The organism is Kribbella sp. NPDC056345 (genome assembly GCF_042262745.1).
Taxonomy (GTDB): domain Bacteria; phylum Actinomycetota; class Actinomycetes; order Propionibacteriales; family Kribbellaceae; genus Kribbella.
Window position 1 is genome coordinate 1 of the sequence record NZ_JBHJQQ010000016.1, and the last position, 23,740, is coordinate 23,740.

Consider the following 23,740-nt stretch of genomic DNA (forward strand, 5'->3'; position numbering starts at 1 on the left):
AAACCTCTTCAAACTGTTTTTTTATTTGTTGTGGGGGGTTTTTTTTTTTTTATACTACACAGCAAAATGTTCTTCCCACGCGTGCTTTTAGGGTGGGGGGGGCGGTTGCCGCGGCCCACCCCAGCTCAGCTAGTCAGCTCACCACCAGCCCTTCCTCTTGGCGTGGTAGGCGTACATGCCGCCGAGACAGCCGGCGATGCCCCAGCGCTTCCACTTCTTCTTCAGCTTCTTCCAGCCGCCCTTGATGGTGTCCCAGGCCAGAACGCCGAACGCACCGCCGGCGCACGACCTGACGTAGCGGTTGCCGGTCACCTTGCGCACCCACTTGTTCTTGTTGGCGCCCTTCCACCAACCCTTGAGGATCTTCTTCGTCGTCTTGTAGTGGCACCACGGCGTCCAGCAGCCCCGCTTGCCGTCGAGGTCCACGCCGTTGACCGGGTCGGCACAGGTGTACTCGTAGGCGTTGCAACTACCGCCGTACACCGGGTCCACCTGCAGGAAGCGGCCGGTGACCGGGTTGTAGAGCCGCACACCCATCAGCACGATGCCGCCCGGTGCGTCCGCGGCCCGCTGCTGCGCACCGAGCCAGCCGTACCGCTGCTTGCCCACCGTCTCCGAGTCACCCGGCAGGCCGTACTCGGACACCTGGCTGGTGGTGGACAGTCCTTCCTCGCCGGCGTGGATGGTGGCCACGATGTCGCCGGACAGGTCGCTGACCTGCCACTCGGCCACGGCCGAGTCACTGTCGACCACCGCGGTGAGGCCCTCGAGACCCTGTACGACGCGGGTCCAGCGGTCCGGCCCTTCCTGGGTCCAGGCCGGGCTGTCCTCGTCATCCTCGTAGTGGTTGACGTTCTGCACCACCGCACCGGTCGCGTTGTCGGACCAGGACCGGATCCGCTCCCCCATCACGTCGATGGTGTAGTCGGTGGTCCGTCCGCCCTGGGTGAGGGTGTCCACGAGGTCGTCGGCCTGGTAGGTCGCGGTCAGGTTCCCCGCGGCCGGCGTACCGGTGTCTGCGGCAGGCACGGTCGTGGTGCGACCGAGAGCGTCGTACACGTAGCCGGGGCTGGTGACCCGGCTGGCCGCGTCGTACGTCCAGGACTTGGAGCTGGCCGGGCTGGTGCTCTGGCAGCTGCCGTCCGCGGCCGGTGCGTACTCCTTGACGTCGTTGCGGTCGGTGGCGGCGCTGAAGCCATAGACGCGGGTGACGCACTGCTCACCAGCGACTGCCTCCACCTTGGTGACCCGACCGGCCTTGTCGTGTGTGTAGACCTCGCTGGACAGCGTCGATACCCGCTTGGCCGTCTGGCCCTGCCCAGAGCTGGTCAGCACCTCGCGGAACAGCGTGCAGTCCGCTGCGGCACACCCCGGCTTGCTGTAGGTGATGCCGGACTTCCTGCCGGCCGGGTCGTACGTGGTGTCGACCTTGACGCCGTTCGGCCAGGTTTCGGTGACCAGCTGACCGTCGGCGTTGTAGTCGCCGGTGTAGTTACCGGCCTGGTTGTCGGTGACGGAGGTCAGCAGACCGCGGTAGTCGTAGCCATAGGTGCGGTTGCCCTGACCGTCGCTGCTGGTGGCCTTCCGGCCGAGCAGGTCGTAGGTAGTTGTCGACAAGTTGCCATCGGCATCCTTGTACGACGTGAGCCGGCCGAGCGTGTCGTAGGTGCGAACCACCTCGGACACGACTGTCCCGTTGACTACTGACTGCGTGCGGAGGATGTCACCGGTCGCAGCGTCGTACACATTGCGCTTGACCGGCGGTGTGCTGCCCAGACCGGCCGCGGCGACCACACTGGTCTCCAGCAACCGCCCGGCGGCGTCGTACGTGGTGGTGTTGGTGCGAAGTACGCCTGCGCTGGTCTTCTCGGTCTGCACGCGCTCCTGGTTGTAGATGTCGTACGTCGTCACCAGAGCCGCCAACTCGGCACCCGTTGCGGGCTGGCCGCCAGGCTGCACACGACACGGCAGGTTGGCCCACTCCGGCCGCAGGTCGCATTCGGCGTACCCGGAACCGGAGGTGGCCCGGTAGTTGATTGTCTTGCGCGTTGCGGGGGTGTTGGTGCTCGTTCCACCGGACGGCTGGGTGGTACCGGTCTGCAGACCGGTCACCGGATCCAGCGTGGTGCGAGTCGTCTGGCCGAGGCCGCCTGGGTCGACAGTGACCACGGTCGGCTGGCGCAGGGACCAGTTGTAGGCAGTGGTCTTGGAACGCTTGTCGGACTCGACTGTCGTACCACCGGTACCCCAGACCCTGACCTGAACGTTTTCAGTGGTGGCCAGGTTGTACGGGCCACCACTGCTCGGTGCGCCCTGGTCGTAGGAGGTGCGGGTCAGTTCACGGCCCTTGGTCACTGTGCCGTCATCAAGCCGTACGTCGAGCTCCGGTGCGAGCACAGTCTCCAGTCGCATACCGTCGAGCGAGTAGGTGTTGATGGTCGAGTAGTTCTGGGCCAGCGTCTGCTCGGCCGTCTCGTTGTCGTTCGGCGACTGGTTGAGCGCCCGGGCCCGGTTGGCCGCGGTAAGCTTGCGAACCTCGTTGCCGAAGCCGTCATACCAGGTGGAGGAGATGGCACCACCCGGCTCAGCCTCGTTCACTGCACGCCCATTGGCGTCCAGGTAACTCACGGTGGCCCGCTGGTAGTTGGAACCGTTGGGCTGCTGATCTGCCGGGAAGACAGCCGTTGCGTCAGTCGGCGCTTCCGGCTGGCCCCAGCGCTTGGTCTGTGCCGGGGACAGGTCGTACGGCGCGGTCAGCGGGACCTTGTAGACAACAGTCTCGGTCGCCGCGGCCCGGGTCATCTTCTGCAGACGTCCCGCAGCAGGGTCGTTCGCCGTGGTGGCGTAGCTGAGCTGCCACGGCTCCTGTCCGGCCGGCTTCACCGACGCCAGTACGCCGTCGGCCTGGTAGTTGTACGTCTCCTGAGCGCTCGTGCCGATCCGCGGATCCCAGGTCGCCCGCAGCCGTCCGGTCAAGTCATAGCTGTACTGACGCATCGGAACGGTCCGCAGCGCCGGAGTGGCGAGGTCGGGATCCCAAGCAGTGAAGGAAACCTGCTTCACCCGGCCGATGTAGTCGCCGAGCGTGCTACCGGTCGCTGTGGTGGCGGTTGCGTAGGTGAAGTTCAGTGCACGGCAGCCACGCGACAGGGTCGTGCAGTTCACGCCATCCGGTACCGGTGCGACCACTCTGGTCGGCCTGACCACCTCAGCCTCGTTGACGGTCACCCGCTCCCACGAATACGACGTGGTCTGGTTGCTGCCCGGCAGTGTGGTCGTCGTCGGGAAGTACTTGCCCACCGCCGAACCAGTCACTCGGCCGAAGACCACAGCCGTGCCACGGTCGTCAGTGAGCTTGTAGGTGTCGGTCGAGCTGGTGTAAACGAGCTTGAGCGTCTCCTGGCCAACCTCGGGGTCGAAGTTCACCCCATCGCGAGCAGTGAAACCAACGGTGTCACCATCCGGGGTGCCGATCTGCCGGAGTGAGCCGAAGACCTCGAGCGACGTGTACGGCGTCTCCGCCTCGTCCACGATCGCACCAGAGATCCAGCCCGGTCCGAACATGCCGGACGGATCGGTCTTGGCCGCCTGCCGGCTGTTGTAGGTGCGGCTGACGGTCAGGTCGCTGCCATAGGCCTCGACTGTCACATCGGTGTCGGAGAGGGTGACGTTGCCCGTCAGCAGGTTGACCTCACCCGGTCCGATCGGCTTCGACGCCGCCGTCGCGAGATTGCGGTCGAAGGTCAGCTTCACGCCGCCGGAGTTGGCCGCCGTACCGCCACTGAACGCGCCACGGATCTGCAGCGGCCCGTCGCGCGGGATCGACAGGGCGTCGACGGCAGCGAGTGTTGCCTCCATGTCCCAGTTCAGCTTGGGGAACTGGCCGCCTCCGGAGGTGGGCAGCGGCCAGGTCACCGCGCCGCCACCGGCAGCCAGTGTGACGTGGCCGGCGGGAATGTTGGTCCAGGTGTCGGTGTCGCCGCGACGCCACTGGTAGGTGACACCAGTCGCCGTACTGCGTCCCGCACCGGTGATGGCGGTCTTGGCTGCACTCACGTCACCCGGCTTGGGGGTCAGCACTGCTCCCCCGCCGACAGCGAACTGGTACGGCGTCAGGGGCGACCGGTTGCCGGCCCGGTCCCGCGTGCGGACCCACAGCGTGTGCGGTCCGTCGGTGGTCGGGGTGATCGAGACCGACGTACTGGCTCCAAGGGTGGCTGCATTCACGACCTGGTCCGGCGGGTTCGTGTCGACGCCGTACTCGTAGGCGGCCACGTCGCTCACACCAGAGGCGCCGAAGTTGAAGGTGCCGGAGGTACCGGCCGCTCCGGACCACTCCGACACCGGATAGGTCGTCGAGGCGACAGTCGGTGCCGCGGCCGGGGACATGGTGTCCACGGTGAACTCACACCAGTTCGACCACGCGCCAGGCGCCGTACCGTCGGAGCCGCGGACTCGCCAGGCGTAGCTGCCGCCCTCGGCGAACGTGCCGTCCGGGATGTAGGTACCGAGCCACGAACCGGATGCACCCGGCCCTTCGGTCACTGTGGTGCTGGCGGTCGCTCCGACCTGCTTGTACTCGAAGTCCCCGTACACGTTGGCAGCCAGACCGTCGCTGACCTGCGCCCGCAACTGCGGTGTCAGGGTGGAGATGTACGGCCGGGTCGCACCGGTGGCGCAGGTGGTGTCAGGAGCAGTAGCGACTGCGTCGACCGACGTCTTGGTCTGGTAGACGACCGTCACCGACGGCGGGTTGGCCGCCGCCTCACGGGACGCGAACCGCTTCCAGCCGTAGCTGTCGGTCTCACTGGCCGCCTTGATCCCGATACTCGTCTTGGCGAGCTTGTTGGTCGCCGTGTACTGGAACGCGGCCGTCACCGGGATGGTGACCCAGCCGTCGCCACAGCCGGTCCCGAAACCCTTGGTCTGGGTCGAGGTCCCCACGCGATCGTTCCAGGTCGGCTGGTTCGTCCAACGGATCGCGCTGGTGACGTCCGGCGTCCGATAGGCCTGCCACTCTCTGGCGGCGCAGGAGTAGGAGTGGTGCTCCCACAAGTTCAGCGTGGCGGACTGGATCTGCTTGTCCCACAACCACTCCTGGTTGTCGAACCGCAGGTAGGAGCGCGCCTTCGTCGTACCGCCGTCGTGCGTGCCCAGCTTGAGCTCCGTCGCAGCGGACTGGTCACTGGCGTACGAGGACTCGACGAACGCATCGAAACTCGCACCTACTGACTGCGTCGGGTCGATCGTCACCGGATAGACGGTCTTCGGGTCCTTGAGGAACCCTGCGTCAGGTGTGAGCAGTAGTGCGTTCTTGGCGAGTCCGAGACCGACCTGTGCCCGCCGGGTGTGCTCACCCGACGCCTCGTCCACCGTCGCGTCCCACATCATCGGAGCCGGTACGTCGTACTGCGTGGCGCCGGAGCGGACCGCGAGACCGCCCTTGCCGTCGGACTTGGCGGTCAGCCCGGTCGTCGACCAGGGCATCCGGATCTGGGTCAGCTGCGCCGCAGCGGACCGGTTCTTCACCAGCAACCGCTGGGCGTAGCCAGTGCGGGTCGCTTCGACCACGAGGTCGACGCCGGGCTTCACCTCGCGGTACGTCGCGATGGTTCCGTCGAGCTCGGGGGCGGGCAGCTCGCCGGACCAGCCGAGGGCGGAACGCTTGCCCTTGGCACCTATTGAGACCAGCTGGTGGTCACCCGCACCGGCTGCACCGGACAGCTTCAGGCCGTACGGGTGCGCGATCGGAGCGACCGTGCCGTCGGCCTGCCGGGCCAGGGTGACATCGACGTCGATCCAGTCGCCGTCGGCATCGCGCATCCGGACCGGGCCGCCGGCAACGGTGGCCTCGATCCGGCCGTCAGGAAGCGCGCGGAACTCGGTCGTCTCGGTGGTACGGCCGGTGATCAGGACCGGCTTGCCGGTGATCCGCGCCGTCACTGCGGCAGCGGCATCATCCGGTCGCTCGAGCGGAAGATCGGGAGTGGTCGTGGTCTCGGTGATCGGTGGCGCCACCGCGACGGCGTCCTGGGGCAGGAACGTCGCAACCAGCGCCACACTTGCGGTGACGGCAACCCAGCGAGCCAAAGGCCGGCTGGAAAGTCCGTCGAACAAACGAGATCTCGGGAATGCGGACATGGGGAACCTCGAGAACTTGGGGGCGGGACGCTCCCAGAGTGCGGTTCTCGAAGCAGGCTCGACAGGGCATTAGTGGACAGCTTCCGGAACCGGTCAGTTCCAGCCCGCAGAGTTCACCCGAGCAACCCCAGCCGTTGGGCTGCTGCGCCGGCGGCGAAGCGGGTCGGCGCGTCGACGAACTCCATGATGGCAGCGATGTGACGGCGTACCGTGCGAACGCTGAGCTGCAGGTGGCGGGCAATGGCGTCGTCCTTGAGACCGTGGACCAACAGCCGGAGCACTTCGCGTTCTGTCCCACCGAGGCCCGTTGTCTGCGCCTGCACGACTGGCGTGGCGGACTCCCACAACTGGTCGTAGTACTGCGTCAGTGCGGCCACCAGCGGCGCCGAGCGGACCAGCAGCGCGCCAGTGCTCCCACCGCCGGCCAGACCGACCAGGGCGAAGTGGTCGTCGACGATCGCCATCCGAGTTGGCAGGTTGCGAACTGTACGAACTTCGACGCCCGCACTGACCGCAAGGTGCGCGCCATGCTCAGCGAGGTACTCCGGTGTGCACAGCTCGCGGAACTGCATTGAGCTGCACTGACCGTTGATCAGCGACGGCAGTGCGGCCGCGGGCCCCTCCTCGGTGAGGATGGAGCGGTACGTGCACTGGACGGTGTGGATCGACGTCGTCCAGCGGGCAGTCAGCTCGTCCGGATCGGTCAGCACCTGCGCCAGCACCGACGGCACCTGCTCGGACCGGCGGTCATGCAGTTGGAGCTGATGCATCTCGGCAGCAGCGACATAGCCCTGCAAGAGCCGGTCGTGCTGCTTGGTGAGCTCGTGATGCACCTGGGTGAGCAGTCCGGTCACGGCGATCAACGGATCAACGGCCCGGAGCAGTACGGCGTCCTGACCGTGCTGCAGGTAGGCCAGGTGCCGGCTGAGCAGCTCCTGATCGATCGGGTCCTCCGGATAGGCCACGCGAGCACCGGCGTGCGTCAGCTCGAGATACGCATCGGCCACATCATCAGGGAGTAGCTCGCGGACGAGCTTCTCGTGTTCGGACAACTCCTGCGGTTGCCGGCTGAAACCGGCGGTGACTCCTGCAACCACGGCGACATCCCCCACCACGATCGGCCACCAGGGCGGATGGCCTTCTGTGTCGTGAAGTTACCATCCGCCACCCCGGCGAAGGTAGCTATCTTTCGTAAACTGCCGGTGGCATCTCTCACTCGCCTGTGGTGCTCTTAACACCTTCTATCGTTAGAACGCAGGGCATACACGAGCGCCCAGTCCTGGTCGTTGGCGAGCGGGTCCGCGACGTGCGCCGGCTGACCGTTCACACAACTCGGGTAGACGAACGCACAGGTCGCCGTACCGTCCGGGGCGAAGTTGACCAGGTTCGCGCGCAGAATCGCATCCGCTGCGGCATCCAGCCAGGCCGCCTGCTGCTCGGTGACCAGCTCCCGCGGCCAAGCGTCGTACACGGCTGCACTGAGCACAGACCAGTAGTGCGGGAAGACGTCACCCCAGAGCCGCAGCCGTCCGAACCAGTAGCCGTCCCAGTGCCGGATCGGTACGTGACACAGCCGCGCGTCGGGCTGGTCAGCCGCGAACGCGGTCAGCCACGGCAGTCTGCGGCTCAGCTCGGCGCCGTCGATCTGGTCCGGCGCAATCCGGTACGCCGCGACCAGGAGCTCCAGGAGCGGCGCCACCATCGACTGCTCGTAGTTGACCTCATGCGGCGGCAGCTCGTCGCCGTACTGGAGGAACGTTCGCGCATGCCGGACGAGATGCTCATGCAGCCCCAGCTCGGTCAGCAGCGGCCCGAGGTCGAAGGCGAGGAAGTGATCGCCGCCCAGCTCGTAGTACCGGTTGAGGACGCGTGCTGCACCGTCCCGGTCGCCCTGGCCCAGCAGGAAGCGTGCGAACCACGGGAAGTTGTAGAGCCTGATGTGCTCTCGGTTCGCACTGTCTTCGTGGACTGTGCCGTCGTCGTCGACCAGGTAGTCGTGGACGAAGCGCTCGTACCCAGCCAGCGCTTCATCGAGCTCACGCCGGTCGCCCCAGCCCTGGTCGCGGACCTCCTGCAGCAGGAGCGCCATACCGATGCGCTCACGCCCGTCGGACCAGTCCCGCCAGTCATCGGCCAGGACAGTCAGCCCGCTCTCGACGTCGTACGGCACGAAGGCGTACTGGCGGCTGTCCGGTAGCTCCGGACGACGCTGGTGGTCGAGGACGAACCGCACGCGACGCTCTGCGATTACCCGCAGCGGCTCGTGGAACAGCAGTGCGACTCGCGCACCGTCGGCCTCGACGTACTTCAGACCGGGCTCGTCACTGGCGACCGGGCCGTGGCCACGCACCTCGATCGTCTCCCCCACCTCGGCCGTCAGCCGGTCCGGCACGAGCCGTGGTTCGCGGTCCGCGTGGAAGGCGGACAGGTCGTCGTACCAGCCGAGCTGCCACGTCCAGCGGTACGACGCTCCTGGGGCGAGCGTGAGCTGCGGCTGACCGCCCATGGCGTGCGGTGCGCGTGCGTGGTCGGTGACGTGCAGGTACAGGTGGCCACGGGTGTTGCTGCTGCTGTCTGGTTCGCGGGACTCGACGGAGTACGCCCAGAGCTCGCCTTCCTTGAGCTGCAGGCCCAGACCAGGACCACCGCCGTCCATCGGGATCGCCCAGGCCCATGCGTCCGCCCCACCGGTCCAGATGTGCGCATGGACAGCACCGGTGAGGCTCTCGCGACTAGAGCGGTACACATCGCGGTACGGCGTACTGATCGCGAGGGAGCCGACCTCCACCGGCTCCGCGGTCGGATTGCGGAGCTCGTATGTCTCCGTCCAGTGCTCACCGAAGCGGCGGCCGACCCGGAGCTCCAGACCGCCCAGCTGGTAGAGGAGGTCGAGTCCAGTGCTCCGCCAGCGGACGAGCGCCGGGTGGTCGAAGCGGTGGCTACCGCGGTCAGTGATCAGGAAACCCTTGCCCCAGGCGCGCTGCGCGGCGTACTGGAGTACGTCGCGACCGTCAGGGTGCAGCACCTGCGCGACCGCGCCGTCATCGGCGATCTGAACGGTTCCGGGACCGAATCCGAAAGATTCCACAGTTCCCCAACCTACTGATGTCGAGGACCGCTTCGCGGCTTCGTCCCTGCAGTGAGAGCAACCCGCTGACCCGATAGGAGCGAACCATGAACGCCGAACAGATCGCCGAGATCCTCGCCAAGCCCTACGCCCAGCAGCTCCTGAACGGCCCCGAGCCGGCCCGCTTCGCGTACACCGGCCTGGACGGCGACCCGCGGGTGATCCCGATCGGCTTCTGGATGAACGGCGGCCGGTTGGAGATCGCGACCATCCCGAGGTCGGCCAAGGTCGCCGCACTGAAGAAGAACCCGAAGGTCGCCCTCACCATCGACAAGGGCGCCTTCCCACCCAAGGTGCTGCTGCTCCGCGGCACGGCCGAGGTCGAGCTGGTCCAGGGCATCCCGGAGGGCTACCTGGTGGCCGGCCGCAAGGTGATGACCGACGAGCAGTACGGCGACTGGCTCGTCGGCGTCAAGAGCCTCTACACCGAGATGACGCTGATCACCGTGACGCTGACCTGGGCAAAGCTGCTCGACTTCGAGACCACTTTGCCCAAGGCGGTTGAGGAGTTGCTCGGTGAGCAGGCAAGCGCCGTACCGGCTAGCTGATAGCGAGGTTGAAGGCCAGCAGGCCGGTCCCGGTGGCATTGGTGATCGCCGGCCCCGACTTCAGGTGCCCCTGGTAGACGAGTGCGGTCGCACCGGTCGGCGTACCGGACAGAGTGAGCTTGAGCGAGCCATCGGCTTGGTAGGCCACCGCGCTGACCGTGACGTTGGAGCCGACCAGCCGGAAGTCCGCGCGCACTCCGGCTTCCACCGTGAGCGGATCAGCCGACCGGAGCTTCACAGTGAGGGTCGCGCCGCTCTTGGTGACACTGGCCGGGTTCGGCGGAGCCACACCGGCCGACGGGCCGCCGTACAGCTCCCTGGCTACTACTGCGAACGTCTGGTCGCCCATCTCGCGGTAGCCGTCGGCGTAGGCGAAATGGCAACCGTCGTGGCCGGACAGGCTGGTCGTCGACAGCAGGGTGACGCCATGGGAGGGGCCGAGTTTGCGCTGCGCCTCGCGGAGGTTGATGGTCGTGGTGTTGTTACAGGGCGACGTCCGGACCTGGTAGACGAAGTACTTCGCAGCTGTCATCTCCGTGCGCCAGTCCGCCAGCAGTGAGGTGAAGCCGGAGACGTGGACTGACGCGTTGTCGCTCTCCGCTTCGCCCTGGTACCAGAACACGCCCTTGACCTTGCTGAGCACTCCGGAGGCCTGCAAGCGACTGCGTAGGCGTCCGTAGTTGGTCGTCAGGTCGTTCGGGGTGGTGTCGTTGCGCTGGAAGAAGCTGACCGGCTTCCCGCCGTGGGCGCCGTTGAACAGCGCGACCGGAACCCCGTACGTGTCGGTGATCCGGCGGCCCATCCGGATCGCCCACTGGCCGGCCGAGCCGGGCTGCTTGGTGATGTCGCCGGTCGCGTAGTGCCAGACCCGGTCGGTGCCAGAGAGCGCCGACTCGATGGTCGAGCTGCCGAAGCTCCTGAGATAGCGCGACTCTTCGACGTTCGCAGCGCCGGTGTATTTGGCTGCCTGGGCATTCGACTGCCCCTGCACCACATACACGTCACCGGAGACGATGCCGGTGCGCCTGGCCACGACCCGGTCGATACCGGGCCCGATGGCCTTCAGCTCGAACGTGTAGTCCCACAGTCCCGCCTCGATGCGGGGCGTGAACCGGAACGGCGCGCCGGCCGGAGCGGTGAAGGTCTGCGTCTCGCCGTGACCAGTGACGCGCAGTTCGACCTGATCGACCCCCGCTGCGGTGACTTCACCGGCCACTGCGGGGTTGGCGCCGTTCTGGCTGTCGCGCGGGATCAGCTTCAGGTCCTGCGGCATCTCGGTCAGCTTCACCAGCGACGGGCGGGCGTAGACGGTCAGCTTGCGCTGCGTGTACGTCGCCGCGTTGTTGGTCAGCGTCCAGTCGGGCGCTCCGGAGGTGTTGGCGCCGATGCCGAGCGACAGGGTGTTGCTGGTCGACTCGCTGAACCTGTTGATCGAGAGCACCGGCTTGGCCGGCACGCTCGACGGCTTGGTGGCCCCGATCTGGTGGATCTGGAACGAGCCGTGGCCGAGAACCGTCGTCGGGCTGTCGTCGGCGTCGTACGTGCTCCCAGAGGCGTTGGGCACCTGGCCACTGACAGACCCGTCGTACCGGTTCGGCCACATCTCGACGTACCCGGTCTGACCCGTTCCGGTCGTCACGCCGGCCACGTTGGAAGCGACCTCGAGGTCGCCGACCTGCTGCCGGAAGATGTGTCCGGTGGACGTCTGCAGGCCCAGCCGCTTGGCGTCGCTGGTGAACGGCGCCATCGCCGTCCACACCCACTGGACGCCGTTCGGGCCGTTCAGCTCGAGGCAGTAGCCGACGCGATCGAAGTTCGAGCCGATCGCCGCGGTGTTGTTCACCGTGTACGGCGGGGTCGTGTTGAGCCAGCTCGCGGACGTGGGCAGGTTGATCTGCAGGGCCGTGGTGTATCCCGCGGCGGCTGCGTCGCAACCGGCGGCCTGGGGATCAGCCGACGCGGGGCTGACAACAGCTCCGAGGGCCGCGACGGTGGCGAGAATCGTGGTCAGGACGGCGGGCGACGAGCGGGGCATATGAGGACCTCTCGACAGAGGGGCGATGTCGACGTACGGGAGTCGGAAACCTACCATTGGACAACGATTGCCCGGCAAAATCCTTCGCGCGTCGCTAGAGCTTGTTCGCAGCCCGGATGACATCGACCATGTCGGACATCATCCCGGTCAGGTCGTAGTCCTTCGGCGTGTAGACGGCGGCCACACCGGACGCCAGCAGCGCCCGGGCGTCAGCGTCGGGGACGATACCGCCGACAACCACCGGAACGTCTTCGAGCCCAGCCTCGCGCAGACCGGCCACGACGGCCGGGACCAGCTCCATGTGCGAGCCGGACAGAATCGACAGCCCGACGCAGTGCACGTCCTCGGCCACTGCGGCCGCCACGATCTGCTCGGGTGTCAGGCGGATGCCCTGGTAGATGACCTCGAAGCCGACATCACGAGCCCGGACGGCGACCTGCTCAGCGCCGTTCGAGTGACCGTCCAGTCCAGGCTTACCAACCAGGAACCGCAGCCGGCCGCCCAGCTCGGTCGCAGTCTCGGACACCTTCTCCCGGACCGCAGCGATCGCCTCACCACCGGCCGACACACCCACCGATCCGGACACGCCAGTCGGCGCACGGTACTCGCCGAACATCTCCCTCAGCACGCCGGACCACTCGCCTGTGGTCACGCCGGCCCGGACGCACTCCAGCGTGGCGGGCATCAGGTTGTCGGTACCCTTCGCAGTGTCGCGCAGCTTCGCCAGGGCCGTCTCGACCGCCTTCTGGTCCCGCTGCGACCGCCACTCGCGCAGAGAGGTCAGAGCGGCCTGCTCGGCAGCCGGGTCGACGGTCTGGATCGCAGTGTCCAGGTCAGCGGTCAGTGGCGACGGCTCGGTGTTCTCGAACTTGTTGACGCCGACCACGACCTGCTCACCGGACTCGATCCGCTGCCAGCGCTCGGCGTGTGAACCGACCAGAGCCGACTTCAGATAGCCGCTCTCCACAGCCACGACCGCACCGCCCATGGCCTGCACGCGGTCGATCTCGGCACGCGCTCCCGCTACCAGCTCATCCACCTTGGCCGCGATGACATGCGAGCCGTCGAAGATGTCGTCGTACTCGAGCAGGTCGGACTCGTACGCAAGCACCTGCTGCATCCGGAGCGACCACTGCTGATCCCACGGCCGCGGGAGACCGAGCGCCTCGTTCCACGCCGGCAACTGCACTGCGCGCGCCCGGGCGTTCTTGGAGAGCGTGACTCCGAGCATCTCCAGCACGATCCGCTGCACGTTGTTCTCGGGCTGCGCTTCGGTCAGACCGAGCGAGTTCACCTGGACGCCGTACCGGAGCCGTCGCGCCTTGGGATCGGTGATGCCGTACCGCTCCAGCGTCAGCTCGTCCCACAGCCGGACGAACGCACGCATCTTGCACATCTCCTCGATGAACCGCACACCCGAGTTCACGAAGAAGGAGATCCGCTGTACGACGTCACCGAACCGCTCCGGATCCACCTGACCACCGTCCCGCACCCGATCCAGTACGGCGATCGCCGTGGAGAGCGCGAAGGCGAGCTCCTGCACCGGAGTCGCCCCGGCCTCCTGCAGGTGGTAGCTGCAGATGTTGATCGGGTTCCACTTGGGCACGTTCGCGACCGTGTACGCGATCAGGTCGGTGGTCAGCCGCAGCGACGCGTCCGGCGGGAACGCGTACGTGCCACGGGACAGGTACTCCTTGACGATGTCGTTCTGCGTCGTACCGGTCAGCTCGGACGGCAACGCACCCTGCTCCTGCGCCGCGACCTGGTAGAGCGCCAGCAGCCACATGGCCGGTGCGTTGATCGTCATCGAGGTGTTCATCTGCGCCAGCGGAATCCGGTCGAACAGCGCCCGCACATCACCCAGATGCGCCACCGGTACGCCGACCTTGCCCACCTCGCCCTTGGCCAGCGGATGGTCGGCGTCGTACCCGGTCTGCGTCGGCAGATCGAACGCCACCGACAGCCCCGTCTGCCCCTTGGCCAGATTCCGCCGGAACAGCGCGTTCGACTCCGCCGCGGACGAGTGCCCCGCGTAGGTCCGCATCACCCACGGCCGGTCCCGCTCACCAGTCGTCATGTACCCGAGAGTAGGACTGTGTGAGCTTGTGAGTCGCCCCCTCGTGACTCGTGTCACGAGGGGGCTGCGTCACATTCGGTCAGGCCGTCATCGGTAGCGGTGTGCGCTCCACGTGCAGGATGCGGTGCAGGCGGGTGACCGCCAGGATCCGCACCACGGACGGGAGGGGGTGCCACAGGACGAGTTGACGGCCCAGGAGCTGGGTCCGGCGATGGGTCGCCACCAAGAGACCCAGGCCGGTGGCGTCGACCGCGTCCACGGCTTCGAGGTCGACGATCACGTCGCCCTGTGAGGTGTCGATCAGGTGGTTGAGAGTCTGCCGGACATCGCCCACCGAGCGGACGTCCAGGATGCCGGTCAGGTGTATGACGTTGTCATGGGTCGGTGCTGTCATGTCCGTGCCCTCCGCTCGTCCGGCGGCCCCCGAGTGATCGGCCGCTGTGCATAGCGTTGTGTTCGTAAAGACTCCCTGGAGACACGGAAGGTTGCCAAGACCCCACGAGATTTTCTTCTGCGCCACAATGGGGTATGTGTCCGCCGAGCGGTACTTCCTGTTCCCCGTCGTGGCCCTGGCCTTCGCCGGGGTGATGGTGCTGCTGTGCCGCTGGGCCTTCTCGAAGGCCAAACGCGGCTCCCTGGTCCGCCGCGTCGACCTCCACCCGGCCGAGCGGGACGCCTTCGGCCTGCTGATCGACGTACGGACCGAGGCCAGTCACAACGAGGCCCGGATCACCGTCGCGAAACTCAAGGACTTCGGTATCAAGGCCACCACGGCCCGCACGAAGGACGGCTGGACCGTCTACGTCTGGCCCAAGGACGAAGCCGCCGCGCGCGGGCTACTCGACACCCGCTGAGCGCGGGACCGGGCGGAACGCGGCGTCCTGGTGCCGGGTGAGCTCGTTCAGGGTCCGGAAGATCTGCCCCTGTGGCGACTGCCCGGGATCCAGTACGTCGAACGACAGGATCTGCCGGCCCTCGTCGTACGAGATCAGCAGGGTGCGGTCGTACAGCGCGAAGTCGCGCGGGATGATGAGTGCGGGGTAGTTACGCCGGTAGTCGGAGACGGTGATCCAGTAGCTGGCGACGTCCCCGGTGTGCTCCCAGTAGAACGCCAGCAGGGCCTGGTCCGCGAGGTCGCGCTCCATCTGCTCGGCCTCGTCGTCGTCGATGACGAACAGGCGGGTCTTGAACTTCATCCGCTTGCTCTTCAGCTCCTGGAGGTACGCCGTCGCGGCCCCCTCCTGGTACCACCGCAGGGTGTTGCGCTGGACACCTTCGTATCCGTCCGCGTGCTCGACCGCGCTCCGCAGATACCCCAGGTAGGCGGCCGGACCGACGTACGGGATGTTCCGGAAGTTGTCACTCATCGAGGACCTGATGAGCTTCGAGAGGGCGTCGTTGTGGCGCGGGCAGCTGGTCAGCATGCCGAGCGCGGTCTCCTGGTAGTCGATGCGCTCGGTCAGCGCGCCCAGGCTCGCGTTGAGCCGACCGAGCTCTGTCAGCGAGTTGGACGTCGCCGACAGCAGCTGCCGGAACAGCTCGAAGATCCAGCCGCCCAGCGTGCCCACGATCACGGCCAGCACGTGACTGGGCAACTGCCGCGCTGTGAAGGCGTTGTTGGCTCCCGCTGAGAACAGCAGGATCGCTTCCAGGGTCAACGTGCCGATGAGCGCGGAGCCCGCCAGACGCTTCGGGTCGACGGACTGGATCACTGTCTTCGCATCGACGGTCGCTGCCATGGAACCCCCATCCCCTGCGTCACATGGTGCGGCCGGGCCGCAGCTGTGTGCAACACGATTCGGCGCGTGAGGGACAATGGCCCCGATGACGCTGACCGAGATGTTGCCGGGGACGACCGAGCCTGACCAGCTGTACGACGCGTTCGCGCGCTGGGTGGCGGAGCAGGGGATCTCGTTGTACCCGGCGCAGGAAGAGGCGTTGATCGAGGTGATGACCGGATCGAACGTGATCCTGTCCACCCCGACCGGGTCCGGGAAGAGCCTGGTCGCCACCGGCTCGCACTTCGCTGCGCTCGCGCACGGGAAGCGGACGTTCTACACCGCGCCGATCAAGGCGCTGGTGTCGGAGAAGTTCTTCGCGCTCTGCGACGTGTTCGGTGCGGACAAGGTCGGGATGCTGACCGGCGACGCGTCGGTGAACGCGGGCGCGCCGATCATCTGCTGTACGGCGGAGGTCCTGGCGAACGTCGCGTTGCGTGAGGGCGCCGCGGCCGATGTCGGTCAGGTGGTGATGGACGAGTTCCACTTCTACTCCGAGCCGGATCGTGGCTGGGCGTGGCAGGTGCCGTTGCTCGAGCTGCCGAAGGCGCAGTTCATCCTGATGTCCGCGACCCTCGGCGATGTCGAGCGGTTCAAGATCGACCTGTCCCGCCGGACCGGCCAGCCGACCGCGATCGTCTCTTCGGGCGAGCGCCCGGTTCCGCTGATCTACAAGTACGTCACCTCGCCGCTGCACGAGACGCTCGCCGAGCTGCTGGTCACCCATCAGGCCCCGGTCTACGTCGTCCACTTCACCCAGGCGTCGGCCCTGGAACGCGCCCAGGCGCTGACCAGCATCAACGTCTGCACGAAGGAGGAGAAGGACAAGATCAAGGAGCTGATCGGGCACTTCCGGTTCGGCTCCGGCTTCGGCAAGACACTGCAGCGGCTGATCATGCACGGGATCGGCGTCCACCACGCCGGCATGCTCCCGAAGTACCGGCGGCTGGTCGAGCAGCTCGCGCAGGCCGGGTTGCTGAAGGTCATCTGCGGTACCGACACCCTCGGCGTCGGCATCAACGTGCCGATCCGGACGGTGCTGCTGACCGCGCTCAGCAAGTACGACGGGCGCCGGCAGCGGATCCTCAAGGCGCGCGAGTTCCACCAGATCGCGGGCCGGGCGGGGCGGGCCGGGTACGACACCTCCGGCACGGTCGTCGTTCAGGCGCCCGACCACGTCGTGGAGAACGTGAAGCTGCTCGCGAAGGCCGGTGACGACCCGAAGAAGCAGCGCCGGGTCCAGCGCAAGAAGCCGCCGGAGGGTTTCGTCACCTGGGGTGAGGACACCTTCGACCGGCTCGTCGCCGCCGAACCCGAACCGCTGCAGTCGCGGATGCGGGTCAACCACGCCATGCTGCTGAACGTGATCGCCCGCGACGGCGACGCGTTCGCGAGCATGCGGCACCTGCTGCAGGACAACCACGAGGACACCAAGCAGCAGCGGCACCTGATCCGCCGTGCGATCCAGATCTACCGCACGCTAGTGACCGCCGGTGTCGTCGAGCGGCTGCCGGAGCCCGACGAGTTCGGCCGGTCGCTGCGGCTGACCGTTGATCTGCAGAAGGACTTCTCGCTCAACCAGCCGCTGTCGACCTTCGCGCTGGCCGCGCTCGACCTGCTCGATCCCGAGGACCCGCTGTACGCGCTGGACGTGGTGTCGGTGGTCGAGGCGACGCTGGAGGATCCGCGCGCGATCCTGATGGCGCAGCTGCACCACGCCAAGGGCGAGGCGGTCCAGGGGATGAAGGCCGACGGCATCGAGTACGACGAGCGGATGGAACTGCTCGAGGAGATCAGCTGGCCGAAGCCGCTCGAAGAGTTGCTCGAGGCAACTTTGGAGATCTACCGGCAGACCCACCCGTGGATCGCCGAGGCCGGGCTGTCGCCGAAGTCCGTGGTCCGGGACATGTTCGAGCGGGCGATGACGTTCGGCGAGTACATCCAGTACTACGGTCTCGCGCGCTCCGAAGGCATCGTGCTGCGCTACCTCAGCGACGCCTACAAGGCGCTGCGCCAGACCGTCCCGCCGGACAAGGCGAACGACGATCTCACCGACCTGATCGAGTGGCTCGGCGAGGTCGTTCGCCAGACCGACTCCAGCCTGCTCGACGAGTGGGAAGAGCTCACCAACCCGGTCACCGAAGAGGTCGAGGTCACCCCGGTCGGCCCGCGCCGCATCACCCTCAACACCCGCGCCTTCCGCGTCCTCGTCCGCAACGCCGTCTTCCGCCGCGTCGAACTCGTCGCCCGCCACCGCTGGGCCGAGCTGGGCCAGCTCGACACCGACTCCGGCTGGGACGCCGCCCGCTGGGCCGAAGCCGGTACGACGTACTACGCCGAACACGACACCCTCAACACCGGCCCCGCCGCCCGCGGCCCGGCTCTCTTCATCGTCGAAGAACACCCCGGCTACTGGGAAGTCCAGCAAATCATCGACGACCCCGAAGGCAACCACGACTGGCGCATCACCGCCACCGTAGACCTCACCGCCTCCGACGAAGCCGGCGAACTAGCCCTCGAAATGGTCTCCTTCAAACCGTTGTAGCCGCACCGAAGTAGTGGAACTCCAGGTGCTGTTGATCAAATGGTTCGCCTGCGACTGCCCCTTCCCGAATACTGCTCTCCATGAGTAGCCCGCGGAGTGTTGCCGAGCTGCTGGAAGGGCTCGCGCGGGGTCGGCGGTACCGCTATGTGACGTTCTGGGGGCATCGGCCGCGGCGTCCTGGAGTTGTCGACGCGAGCTGTTTCAGTCAGTGGTTCCCGGCGCCGTTCGTCGTGGATGACGTCCGCTATCCGACGGCCGAGCACTGGATGATGGCTGGAAAGGCCCGGCTGTTCGGCGACGACGTTGCTCTCGAGGCCGTGGGCTCGGCCCGCAATGCCGGCGCCGCGAAGGCTGCCGGTCGCGCCGTACGCAACTTCGACGAGGCGACCTGGCAGGAGCACCGGATGGGGCTGGTCGTGGATGGTTCGATCCACAAGTTCAGCGCCCATCCGGAGCTGCGCGACTACCTGCTCGGCACCGGATCACGCGTCCTGGTCGAGGCCAGCCCGGTCGATCGGGTCTGGGGCATCGGCCTGGCAGCAGACGACGAGGCGGCCCTGGCCCCGGCCCGATGGCGCGGGACCAATCTGCTCGGGTTTGCTTTGATGGCGGCTCGCGACTACTTGGCCGGCCAGGGGACGTTGACCTCGACCTCGGCTTCGTAGTCGACGCCTGGTACGTCGAAGCCGTAGAGGCGGCGGATTTCGGTGAAGAACCAGGCGGTGTCGGCTACTTCGGTGAGGGTTTCCTGGGTGGCGGACTGCCAGGCGGCGCGGACCTCGGCCTGGGTTTCGGGGGTGAGCTCCCAGCGGTCGAGGCGGATGCGGTTGTCCTCGTCGAGATCCTTGGGGGTGGCGCCGGTGAGTTGGTTCCAGAGGCTGACCGACTGCTGGATGGGGGTCTGCATGGTGTCGCCGAGGGTTTTGTGCAGGAGGCTGGTGTAGAGGCCGATGCCGGGGATGGCGGAGGAGGCTTGGGTGACGGCGGCGCCGTTGACCGAGGTGTAGGCGCGGATGCCTTCCTTGGTGAGCGTGAGAGCGGTCTGTTCGAGGTCGGCCTTGGCGGCGCCGATCGAGCCCTGGCGGTAGATGGCGCTGGTGAGGTCGGAGCCGATGTAGGTGAGCGCGACGGTGTTGAAGTACTCGCTCATCAGGTCGCGCTCCTGCAGGGCGGCCACCCAGCGGGCCCAGTCCTCGCCGCCCATCACCTTGACGGTCTGGGCGAGGTCGTCGTCCGTCGCCGGGTCGACCGTGACCTCGGTCAGCTGCGGCTCGGTGCCGTCGTACGCGAGGGACTTGGTCGTGTACGGCGCTCCGATCGTCTTCAGCGCGGACTGGTAGGTCTCGCCGGTGCGCGGGTCGGTCCGGCGCGGTGCGGCGACGCTGTAGATCAGGTGGTCGATCTTGCCGAACCGCTCGGCGATCAGGTCGAGCACCTCGGTCTTCGTGGTGTCGGCGAAGGCGTCGGCGTTCACGAAGGTGAAGTCCCGGCCGAGCTCGTCGGCGAGCTTCGCGGTCTCGGCTGTGCGGTACCAGCCGGCGGTCGCCGTCCGGCGGGCGGTCGCGTCCTTCTCGAAGGCGATCCCGATGCCCTTGACGTCGAAGGCCGTCAGACCGGCGATCGTGGTGGCCAGCCCGTAGCCCGAGCTGGACCCGATCACCAGCACGACCGGGGACTCCTCGGGCACGCACGGCTCGACGATCGGTGGCACGACCGCGGCGGCCAGGTCTCTGACCACCCGGGCGCACCCCGCCGGATGCGAGTCCAGGAACAGGAAACCTCGGCCTACTGGCTTGACCACGCGCTCACTCATGCCAGGACCCTAACCCGCCGAACGAAGCTACCGGCCAGGAGTTCCGGAAGAGTGCCGGAAGAACGCCGACTCAGTTCCAGTACAGTTCCGCGTCGTCCGGCTCGACGGTGACATCGGCGCCCAGGCGGCGGAGGTTGCCGGCGAAGTCGGTGTAGCCACGGTGCACGTGGTGCGCGGCGGAGACCAGGGTCTCCCCCTCGGCGGCGAGGCCGGCCAGGACCAGGGCAGCACCGGCCCGGATGTCGGAGGCGACGACCGGGGCTCCAGAGAGCCGCGGAACGCCGCGGACGACCGCGTGGTGACCGTCGGTCTGGATCTGGGCGCCGAGCCGGGTGAGCTCCTGGGCGAACGTGAAGCGGCCCTCGAACAGGTTCTCAGTCACCATCGCGGCGCCGTCACTGAGCGCGTTCAGCGCGATCACGAAAGCCTGCAGGTCGGTGGCGAACCCGGGGTACGGCAGCGTCACCACGTCGACCGGCTTCGGCCGGTCGTTCATCCGGACGCGGAAGCCGGAACTCAGGACCTCGATCTCGGCGCCGGCCTTGTGCAGCTTGTCCAGCGGCAACTCAAGATGCTCGGCGTGACCGTTCGTGACCGTGATATCACCACGCGTGATGGCAGCCGCGAAGGCCCAACTGCCGCTGACGATCCGGTCCGGTACGACGACGTGCTCGACCGGCTTCAGCAGTCCACTGACACCGGTGACCTCGATCCGCGGTGACCCGGCACCGTCGATCTGGGCGCCCATGGAGACCAGCAGCGCCGCGATGTCCTGGATCTCCGGCTCGCGGGCCGCGTTCTCGATGACCGTCGTCCCGCGGGCCAGTACGGCGGCCATCATGATCGTCTCGGTGGCCCCGACGCTCGGGAAGTCCAGCCACACCTCAGCACCGTGCAGGCCCTGCGGCGCCTCGGCGATGACGAAACCGTGCTCGATGTGCACCTTCGCGCCCATCGCCTCCAGTCCGGCGACGTGCATGTTCAGTCCACGGGAGCCGATGTTGTCCCCACCGGGCAGGGCGACCTCGGCCCGGCCGCAGCGGCCCAGCAGCGGCCCCAGCACCGAGATGGAGGCCCGGAGCTTGCGCACCAGGTCGTAGTCGCACTGGTAGCCGATCTCCGCCGGTACGGCGATCGTCGCCAGCCCGGCCTCCGCATCCACGGTGACCGAGCAGCCCAGGGTGTCCAGCAGCTGCGCCATGAAGGTGACGTCCAGGATGCCGGGCACCTGCCGCAGCGTCGTCGTCCCCTCCGCCAGCAGTGCCGCCGCCATCAGCTTGAGCACGCTGTTCTTCGCCCCAGCCACCTCCACAGCTCCCTCGAGCCGTGCCTCACCCGCGATCCGAAACCGTTCCACTGGTCGACTGTAGCGTTTAGACGTACCGACCTTTGCGTAGAGTCCCTGCCATGGCTGTGAACTTGACGCGGATCTACACCCGCACCGGTGACGCAGGCGAGACCCGCCTGGGCGACAACTCGACCACCTCGAAGACGGATCCGCGGCTGGCGGCGTACGGCGACGTGGACGAAGCGAACTCGGCGATCGGGGTCGCGATCGCGGCCGGACACCTGAACAGCACCCTGGTGTTGCTGCTGACCAGGATCCAGAACGACCTGTTCGACGTCGGCGCGGACCTGTGCAACCCGATCACGCCGAACCCGGCCTACGAGCCCTTGCGGATCACGCAGGAGTACATCGACCGCCTCGAGGGCTGGTGCGACGAGTACAACGGCCGTCTCACCAAGCTGCGCTCGTTCATCCTGCCCGGCGGCGCTGTCGGTGCCGCCTACCTGAACGTCGCCCGCACGGTGGTCCGCCGGTCCGAGCGCACCGCCTGGGCAGCGGTCGAAGTGCACGGCCCGACCGTGAACCTGCTCGCCATCACGTACCTGAACCGGCTGTCCGACCTGCTCTTCATCCTGGGCCGCGTCGCCAACCTGTCCTCCGGCGGCGACGTCCTCTGGGTGCCGGGCGGCGAGCGAACCTCTTAAGCCAGCTGCCAGTTCAGCGGCATCCGGAGCAGTCCGGCCGGTGGGAGACCGAGCGCGGTGTAGAGCCCACTGGCCAGGCCGTCCAGCGTCAGCGGTTGTGCTGTGACGGCCAGGTCGTCCGTAGTGGTCGGTGCCCGGAGCTGGTCGAGCAGATTGCGGTGCGGGACGGTAGTGAGCTGGATGTTGTCGCGGTCGAGCCCAGCGCGGTCGCAGGCCAGGGTCAGCGCGTGCTGGAAGCCACCGAGCTCGTCGACCAGCTTGCGGTCGAACGCGTCCGCGCCCGTCCACACCCGACCGCGTGCCAACGCCTCCAGCTTCTCCTCCGGTAGCCCGCGGTCCAGCGCGGCCTTGGCGACGAAGTCCAGGTAGATCCGGTCGAGCGTCTCCTCCAGCCGATCCCACTGATCGTCGCTGAATTCCTCCTGCGCGGAGAACATCCGCGCGTTCTCCCCCTCGGACACGGCCTGCTGCGAGATCCCGATCCGCGCGAGTGCATCCCGTACGACGCCCTTGCCGGTCAGCACGCCGATCGAACCGGTGATGGTGCCGGGCTGCGCGACGATCACGTCGGCCGGCATCGCGACGAAGTACCCGCCTGATGCGGCCACACTGCCCATCGACGCGATCACTGGCTTCCCCGTCGACCGCAGGCGCAGAACCTCGTTCCGGATCGCGTCAGAAGCGACGTACGAGCCACCTGGGCTGTCCACGCGCAGTACGACGGCTTTGACCTTGTCGTCGTCCGCAACCGCCCGCAGAGCCGCACCGATCGTGTCCGAGCCGGATCCGGGCCCGCCGAGCGGACTGTTCGCGTTCCGGCCGACCGTGATGCCGCCGGAGACGCGCACCACCGCAACCACCGGCTTCGGCGGCCACGGGAGTCGTCGCTGCAGCTCGTCCAGGGTCCGCGGCCCACGCCGTACATAGCGCTCCGCCAGCAGCCTGGGGGTCTCGCCGAGCGTCTTCTCCAGCTCGTCGTAGACATCCGACCGGTAACCGAGCCGATCGACCAGTCCGGCGTCCAGAGCGGCCTGTGCAGGCAGGGGCGCGCTGTCGACCAGCTCGCGAACCCGCTCCGGCGACAGCCGACGCCGTACGGCGATTCCGTCGACGATCTGCTCGTACGCCGACTCTGCCAGCCGCGACGCCATCTCGCGGGCCGGACCGGTCATCTCCTTCTCGGTGAACGTGTCTGCAGCGGTCTTGTACTCACGCCGCTTGCCGAACTGCGGAATCACTCCGGCCTTGTCCAGCGCCCCACGAATGAAGACCGCCTGCATGGTGACACCAGTGATGCCGAGCTCACCCGACGGCTGCACCCAGATCTCGTCGAACGCGGTCGCGAGGTAGTAGGGCACTGTCCCGCCACCGGTCTCACCGAACGACTCGGTCCACGCGACCGCGGGCTTCCCCGACGTGCGGTAGTCCGCCAGTGCGTCCCGCAGGTCCTGCACCTGGGACAGCGAGAGCCGCGCACCACCCAGATGCGCGACCAGACCGGCCACGGAGTCGTCCCGTGCCGCCTTGCGCAGCGCTGCGACCAGCTCACGCAGCGTCGGCAGGTGCCGCGCACGGAACGCGGCCACCGGTGAGGCGGGCGGCGTCTCGAGCACGCCCCGAGTCAGATCCAGTTCCAGCAGTAGGCCCATATCTCGACCCTAGACCGGACCATCAAGCCGATGGG

The 23,740-nt window shown here is 67.4% G+C and carries 15 protein-coding genes; 5 read left to right on the forward strand and 10 right to left on the reverse strand.

From position 1 onward, the window contains the following. Nucleotides 1-138 precede the first annotated feature (138 nt). The 3 genes from ACFCV3_RS36430 to ACFCV3_RS36440 form a co-directional block, all read right to left on the reverse strand. Nucleotides 139-6,141 (reverse strand): DNRLRE domain-containing protein, encoded by a 6,003-nt coding sequence (locus ACFCV3_RS36430; RefSeq protein WP_376038314.1) that lies wholly within the window; start codon nt 6,139-6,141, stop codon nt 139-141. Between the two features lie 113 nt (nt 6,142-6,254). Beyond that, complete coding sequence (locus ACFCV3_RS36435; protein WP_376038317.1) at nt 6,255-7,238, reverse strand: LuxR C-terminal-related transcriptional regulator; 984 nt, start codon at nt 7,236-7,238, stop codon at nt 6,255-6,257. Nucleotides 7,239-7,372: 134 nt separating this feature from the next. Then, entirely contained in the window at nt 7,373-9,229 is a 1,857-nt protein-coding gene (locus tag ACFCV3_RS36440; protein WP_376038320.1) for a hypothetical protein, read from the reverse strand. Between the two features lie 86 nt (nt 9,230-9,315). Here ACFCV3_RS36440 and ACFCV3_RS36445 point away from each other — a divergent pair, with 86 nt between their 5' ends. Then, on the forward strand, nt 9,316-9,816 hold the full coding sequence (locus ACFCV3_RS36445) for a pyridoxamine 5'-phosphate oxidase family protein (protein WP_376038323.1): 501 nt from the start codon (nt 9,316-9,318) through the stop codon (nt 9,814-9,816). On the opposite strand, the gene ACFCV3_RS36450 is transcribed toward ACFCV3_RS36445, so the two are convergent. The 3 genes from ACFCV3_RS36450 to ACFCV3_RS36460 form a co-directional block, all read right to left on the reverse strand. Then, nucleotides 9,809-11,851 carry a sialate O-acetylesterase gene (locus ACFCV3_RS36450; protein WP_376038326.1) on the reverse strand — a complete coding sequence of 681 codons (2,043 nt, stop codon included), beginning with the start codon at nt 11,849-11,851 and terminating at the stop codon, nt 9,809-9,811. The genes ACFCV3_RS36445 and ACFCV3_RS36450 overlap by 8 nt on opposite strands. A gap of 94 nt (nt 11,852-11,945) precedes the next feature. Further along, nucleotides 11,946-13,928: a protein meaA gene (locus ACFCV3_RS36455; protein WP_376038329.1), complete on the reverse strand. Its 1,983-nt coding sequence runs from the start codon at nt 13,926-13,928 to the stop codon at nt 11,946-11,948. Nucleotides 13,929-14,007: 79 nt separating this feature from the next. Beyond that, the gene (locus tag ACFCV3_RS36460) at nt 14,008-14,322 is read right to left on the reverse strand and encodes an STAS domain-containing protein (RefSeq protein WP_376038332.1); all 315 of its coding nucleotides are present in this window, start codon (nt 14,320-14,322) and stop codon (nt 14,008-14,010) included. 136 nt (nt 14,323-14,458) lie between these two features. On the opposite strand from ACFCV3_RS36460, the gene ACFCV3_RS36465 reads away from it, so the two are divergent. Further along, nucleotides 14,459-14,782, forward strand: a complete 324-nt coding sequence (locus ACFCV3_RS36465) for a hypothetical protein (protein WP_376038335.1) — start codon at nt 14,459-14,461, stop codon at nt 14,780-14,782. Here the strand turns inward: ACFCV3_RS36465 and ACFCV3_RS36470 are convergent. Further along, entirely contained in the window at nt 14,765-15,667 is a 903-nt protein-coding gene (locus ACFCV3_RS36470) for a hypothetical protein (protein WP_376038338.1), read from the reverse strand. The genes ACFCV3_RS36465 and ACFCV3_RS36470 overlap by 18 nt on opposite strands. A 76-nt stretch (nt 15,668-15,743) precedes the next feature. Between ACFCV3_RS36470 and ACFCV3_RS36475 the strand changes: the two genes are divergently transcribed. Next, nucleotides 15,744-18,251 (forward strand): DEAD/DEAH box helicase, encoded by a 2,508-nt coding sequence (locus tag ACFCV3_RS36475; RefSeq protein ID WP_376038340.1) that lies wholly within the window; start codon nt 15,744-15,746, stop codon nt 18,249-18,251. 80 nt (nt 18,252-18,331) lie between these two features. Further along, a complete protein-coding gene (locus ACFCV3_RS36480; protein ID WP_376038343.1) occupies nt 18,332-18,916 on the forward strand; it encodes an NADAR family protein in 585 nt (194 codons plus the stop codon). On the opposite strand, the gene fabV is transcribed toward ACFCV3_RS36480, so the two are convergent. Together fabV and murA are read right to left on the reverse strand one after the other, a co-directional pair. Beyond that, nucleotides 18,871-20,064: an enoyl-[acyl-carrier-protein] reductase FabV gene (gene fabV / locus ACFCV3_RS36485; RefSeq protein ID WP_376038346.1), complete on the reverse strand. Its 1,194-nt coding sequence runs from the start codon at nt 20,062-20,064 to the stop codon at nt 18,871-18,873. The two genes, ACFCV3_RS36480 and fabV, sit on opposite strands and share 46 nt — an antisense overlap. A 70-nt stretch (nt 20,065-20,134) precedes the next feature. Then, on the reverse strand, nt 20,135-21,421 hold the full coding sequence (murA, locus tag ACFCV3_RS36490; RefSeq protein ID WP_376038349.1) for a UDP-N-acetylglucosamine 1-carboxyvinyltransferase: 1,287 nt from the start codon (nt 21,419-21,421) through the stop codon (nt 20,135-20,137). Between the two features lie 50 nt (nt 21,422-21,471). Here murA and ACFCV3_RS36495 point away from each other — a divergent pair, with 50 nt between their 5' ends. Next, nucleotides 21,472-22,056: a cob(I)yrinic acid a,c-diamide adenosyltransferase gene (locus ACFCV3_RS36495; RefSeq protein ID WP_376038351.1), complete on the forward strand. Its 585-nt coding sequence runs from the start codon at nt 21,472-21,474 to the stop codon at nt 22,054-22,056. Here ACFCV3_RS36495 and sppA read toward each other — a convergent pair. Next, nucleotides 22,053-23,705, reverse strand: coding sequence for a signal peptide peptidase SppA (gene sppA / locus ACFCV3_RS36500; RefSeq protein WP_376038353.1), 1,653 nt, complete (start codon nt 23,703-23,705; stop codon nt 22,053-22,055). The two genes, ACFCV3_RS36495 and sppA, sit on opposite strands and share 4 nt — an antisense overlap. Nucleotides 23,706-23,740: the final 35 nt, after the last annotated feature.

Excerpts from the sequence above, each read along its gene's own strand:
- ACFCV3_RS36430 (WP_376038314.1), bottom strand. The coding sequence starts at position 6,141 with ATGTCCGCATTCCCGAGATCTCGTTTGTTCGACGGACTTTCCAGCCGG.
- ACFCV3_RS36445 (WP_376038323.1), top strand. The coding sequence starts at position 9,316 with ATGAACGCCGAACAGATCGCCGAGATCCTCGCCAAGCCCTACGCCCAG.
- ACFCV3_RS36450 (WP_376038326.1), bottom strand. The coding sequence starts at position 11,851 with ATGCCCCGCTCGTCGCCCGCCGTCCTGACCACGATTCTCGCCACCGTC.
- ACFCV3_RS36455 (WP_376038329.1), bottom strand. The coding sequence starts at position 13,928 with ATGACGACTGGTGAGCGGGACCGGCCGTGGGTGATGCGGACCTACGCG.
- ACFCV3_RS36460 (WP_376038332.1), bottom strand. The coding sequence starts at position 14,322 with ATGACAGCACCGACCCATGACAACGTCATACACCTGACCGGCATCCTG.
- ACFCV3_RS36470 (WP_376038338.1), bottom strand. The coding sequence starts at position 15,667 with ATGGCAGCGACCGTCGATGCGAAGACAGTGATCCAGTCCGTCGACCCG.
- ACFCV3_RS36475 (WP_376038340.1), top strand. The coding sequence starts at position 15,744 with ATGGCCCCGATGACGCTGACCGAGATGTTGCCGGGGACGACCGAGCCT.
- ACFCV3_RS36480 (WP_376038343.1), top strand. The coding sequence starts at position 18,332 with ATGAGTAGCCCGCGGAGTGTTGCCGAGCTGCTGGAAGGGCTCGCGCGG.
- fabV (WP_376038346.1), bottom strand. The coding sequence starts at position 20,064 with ATGAGTGAGCGCGTGGTCAAGCCAGTAGGCCGAGGTTTCCTGTTCCTG.
- ACFCV3_RS36495 (WP_376038351.1), top strand. The coding sequence starts at position 21,472 with ATGGCTGTGAACTTGACGCGGATCTACACCCGCACCGGTGACGCAGGC.
- sppA (WP_376038353.1), bottom strand. The coding sequence starts at position 23,705 with ATGGGCCTACTGCTGGAACTGGATCTGACTCGGGGCGTGCTCGAGACG.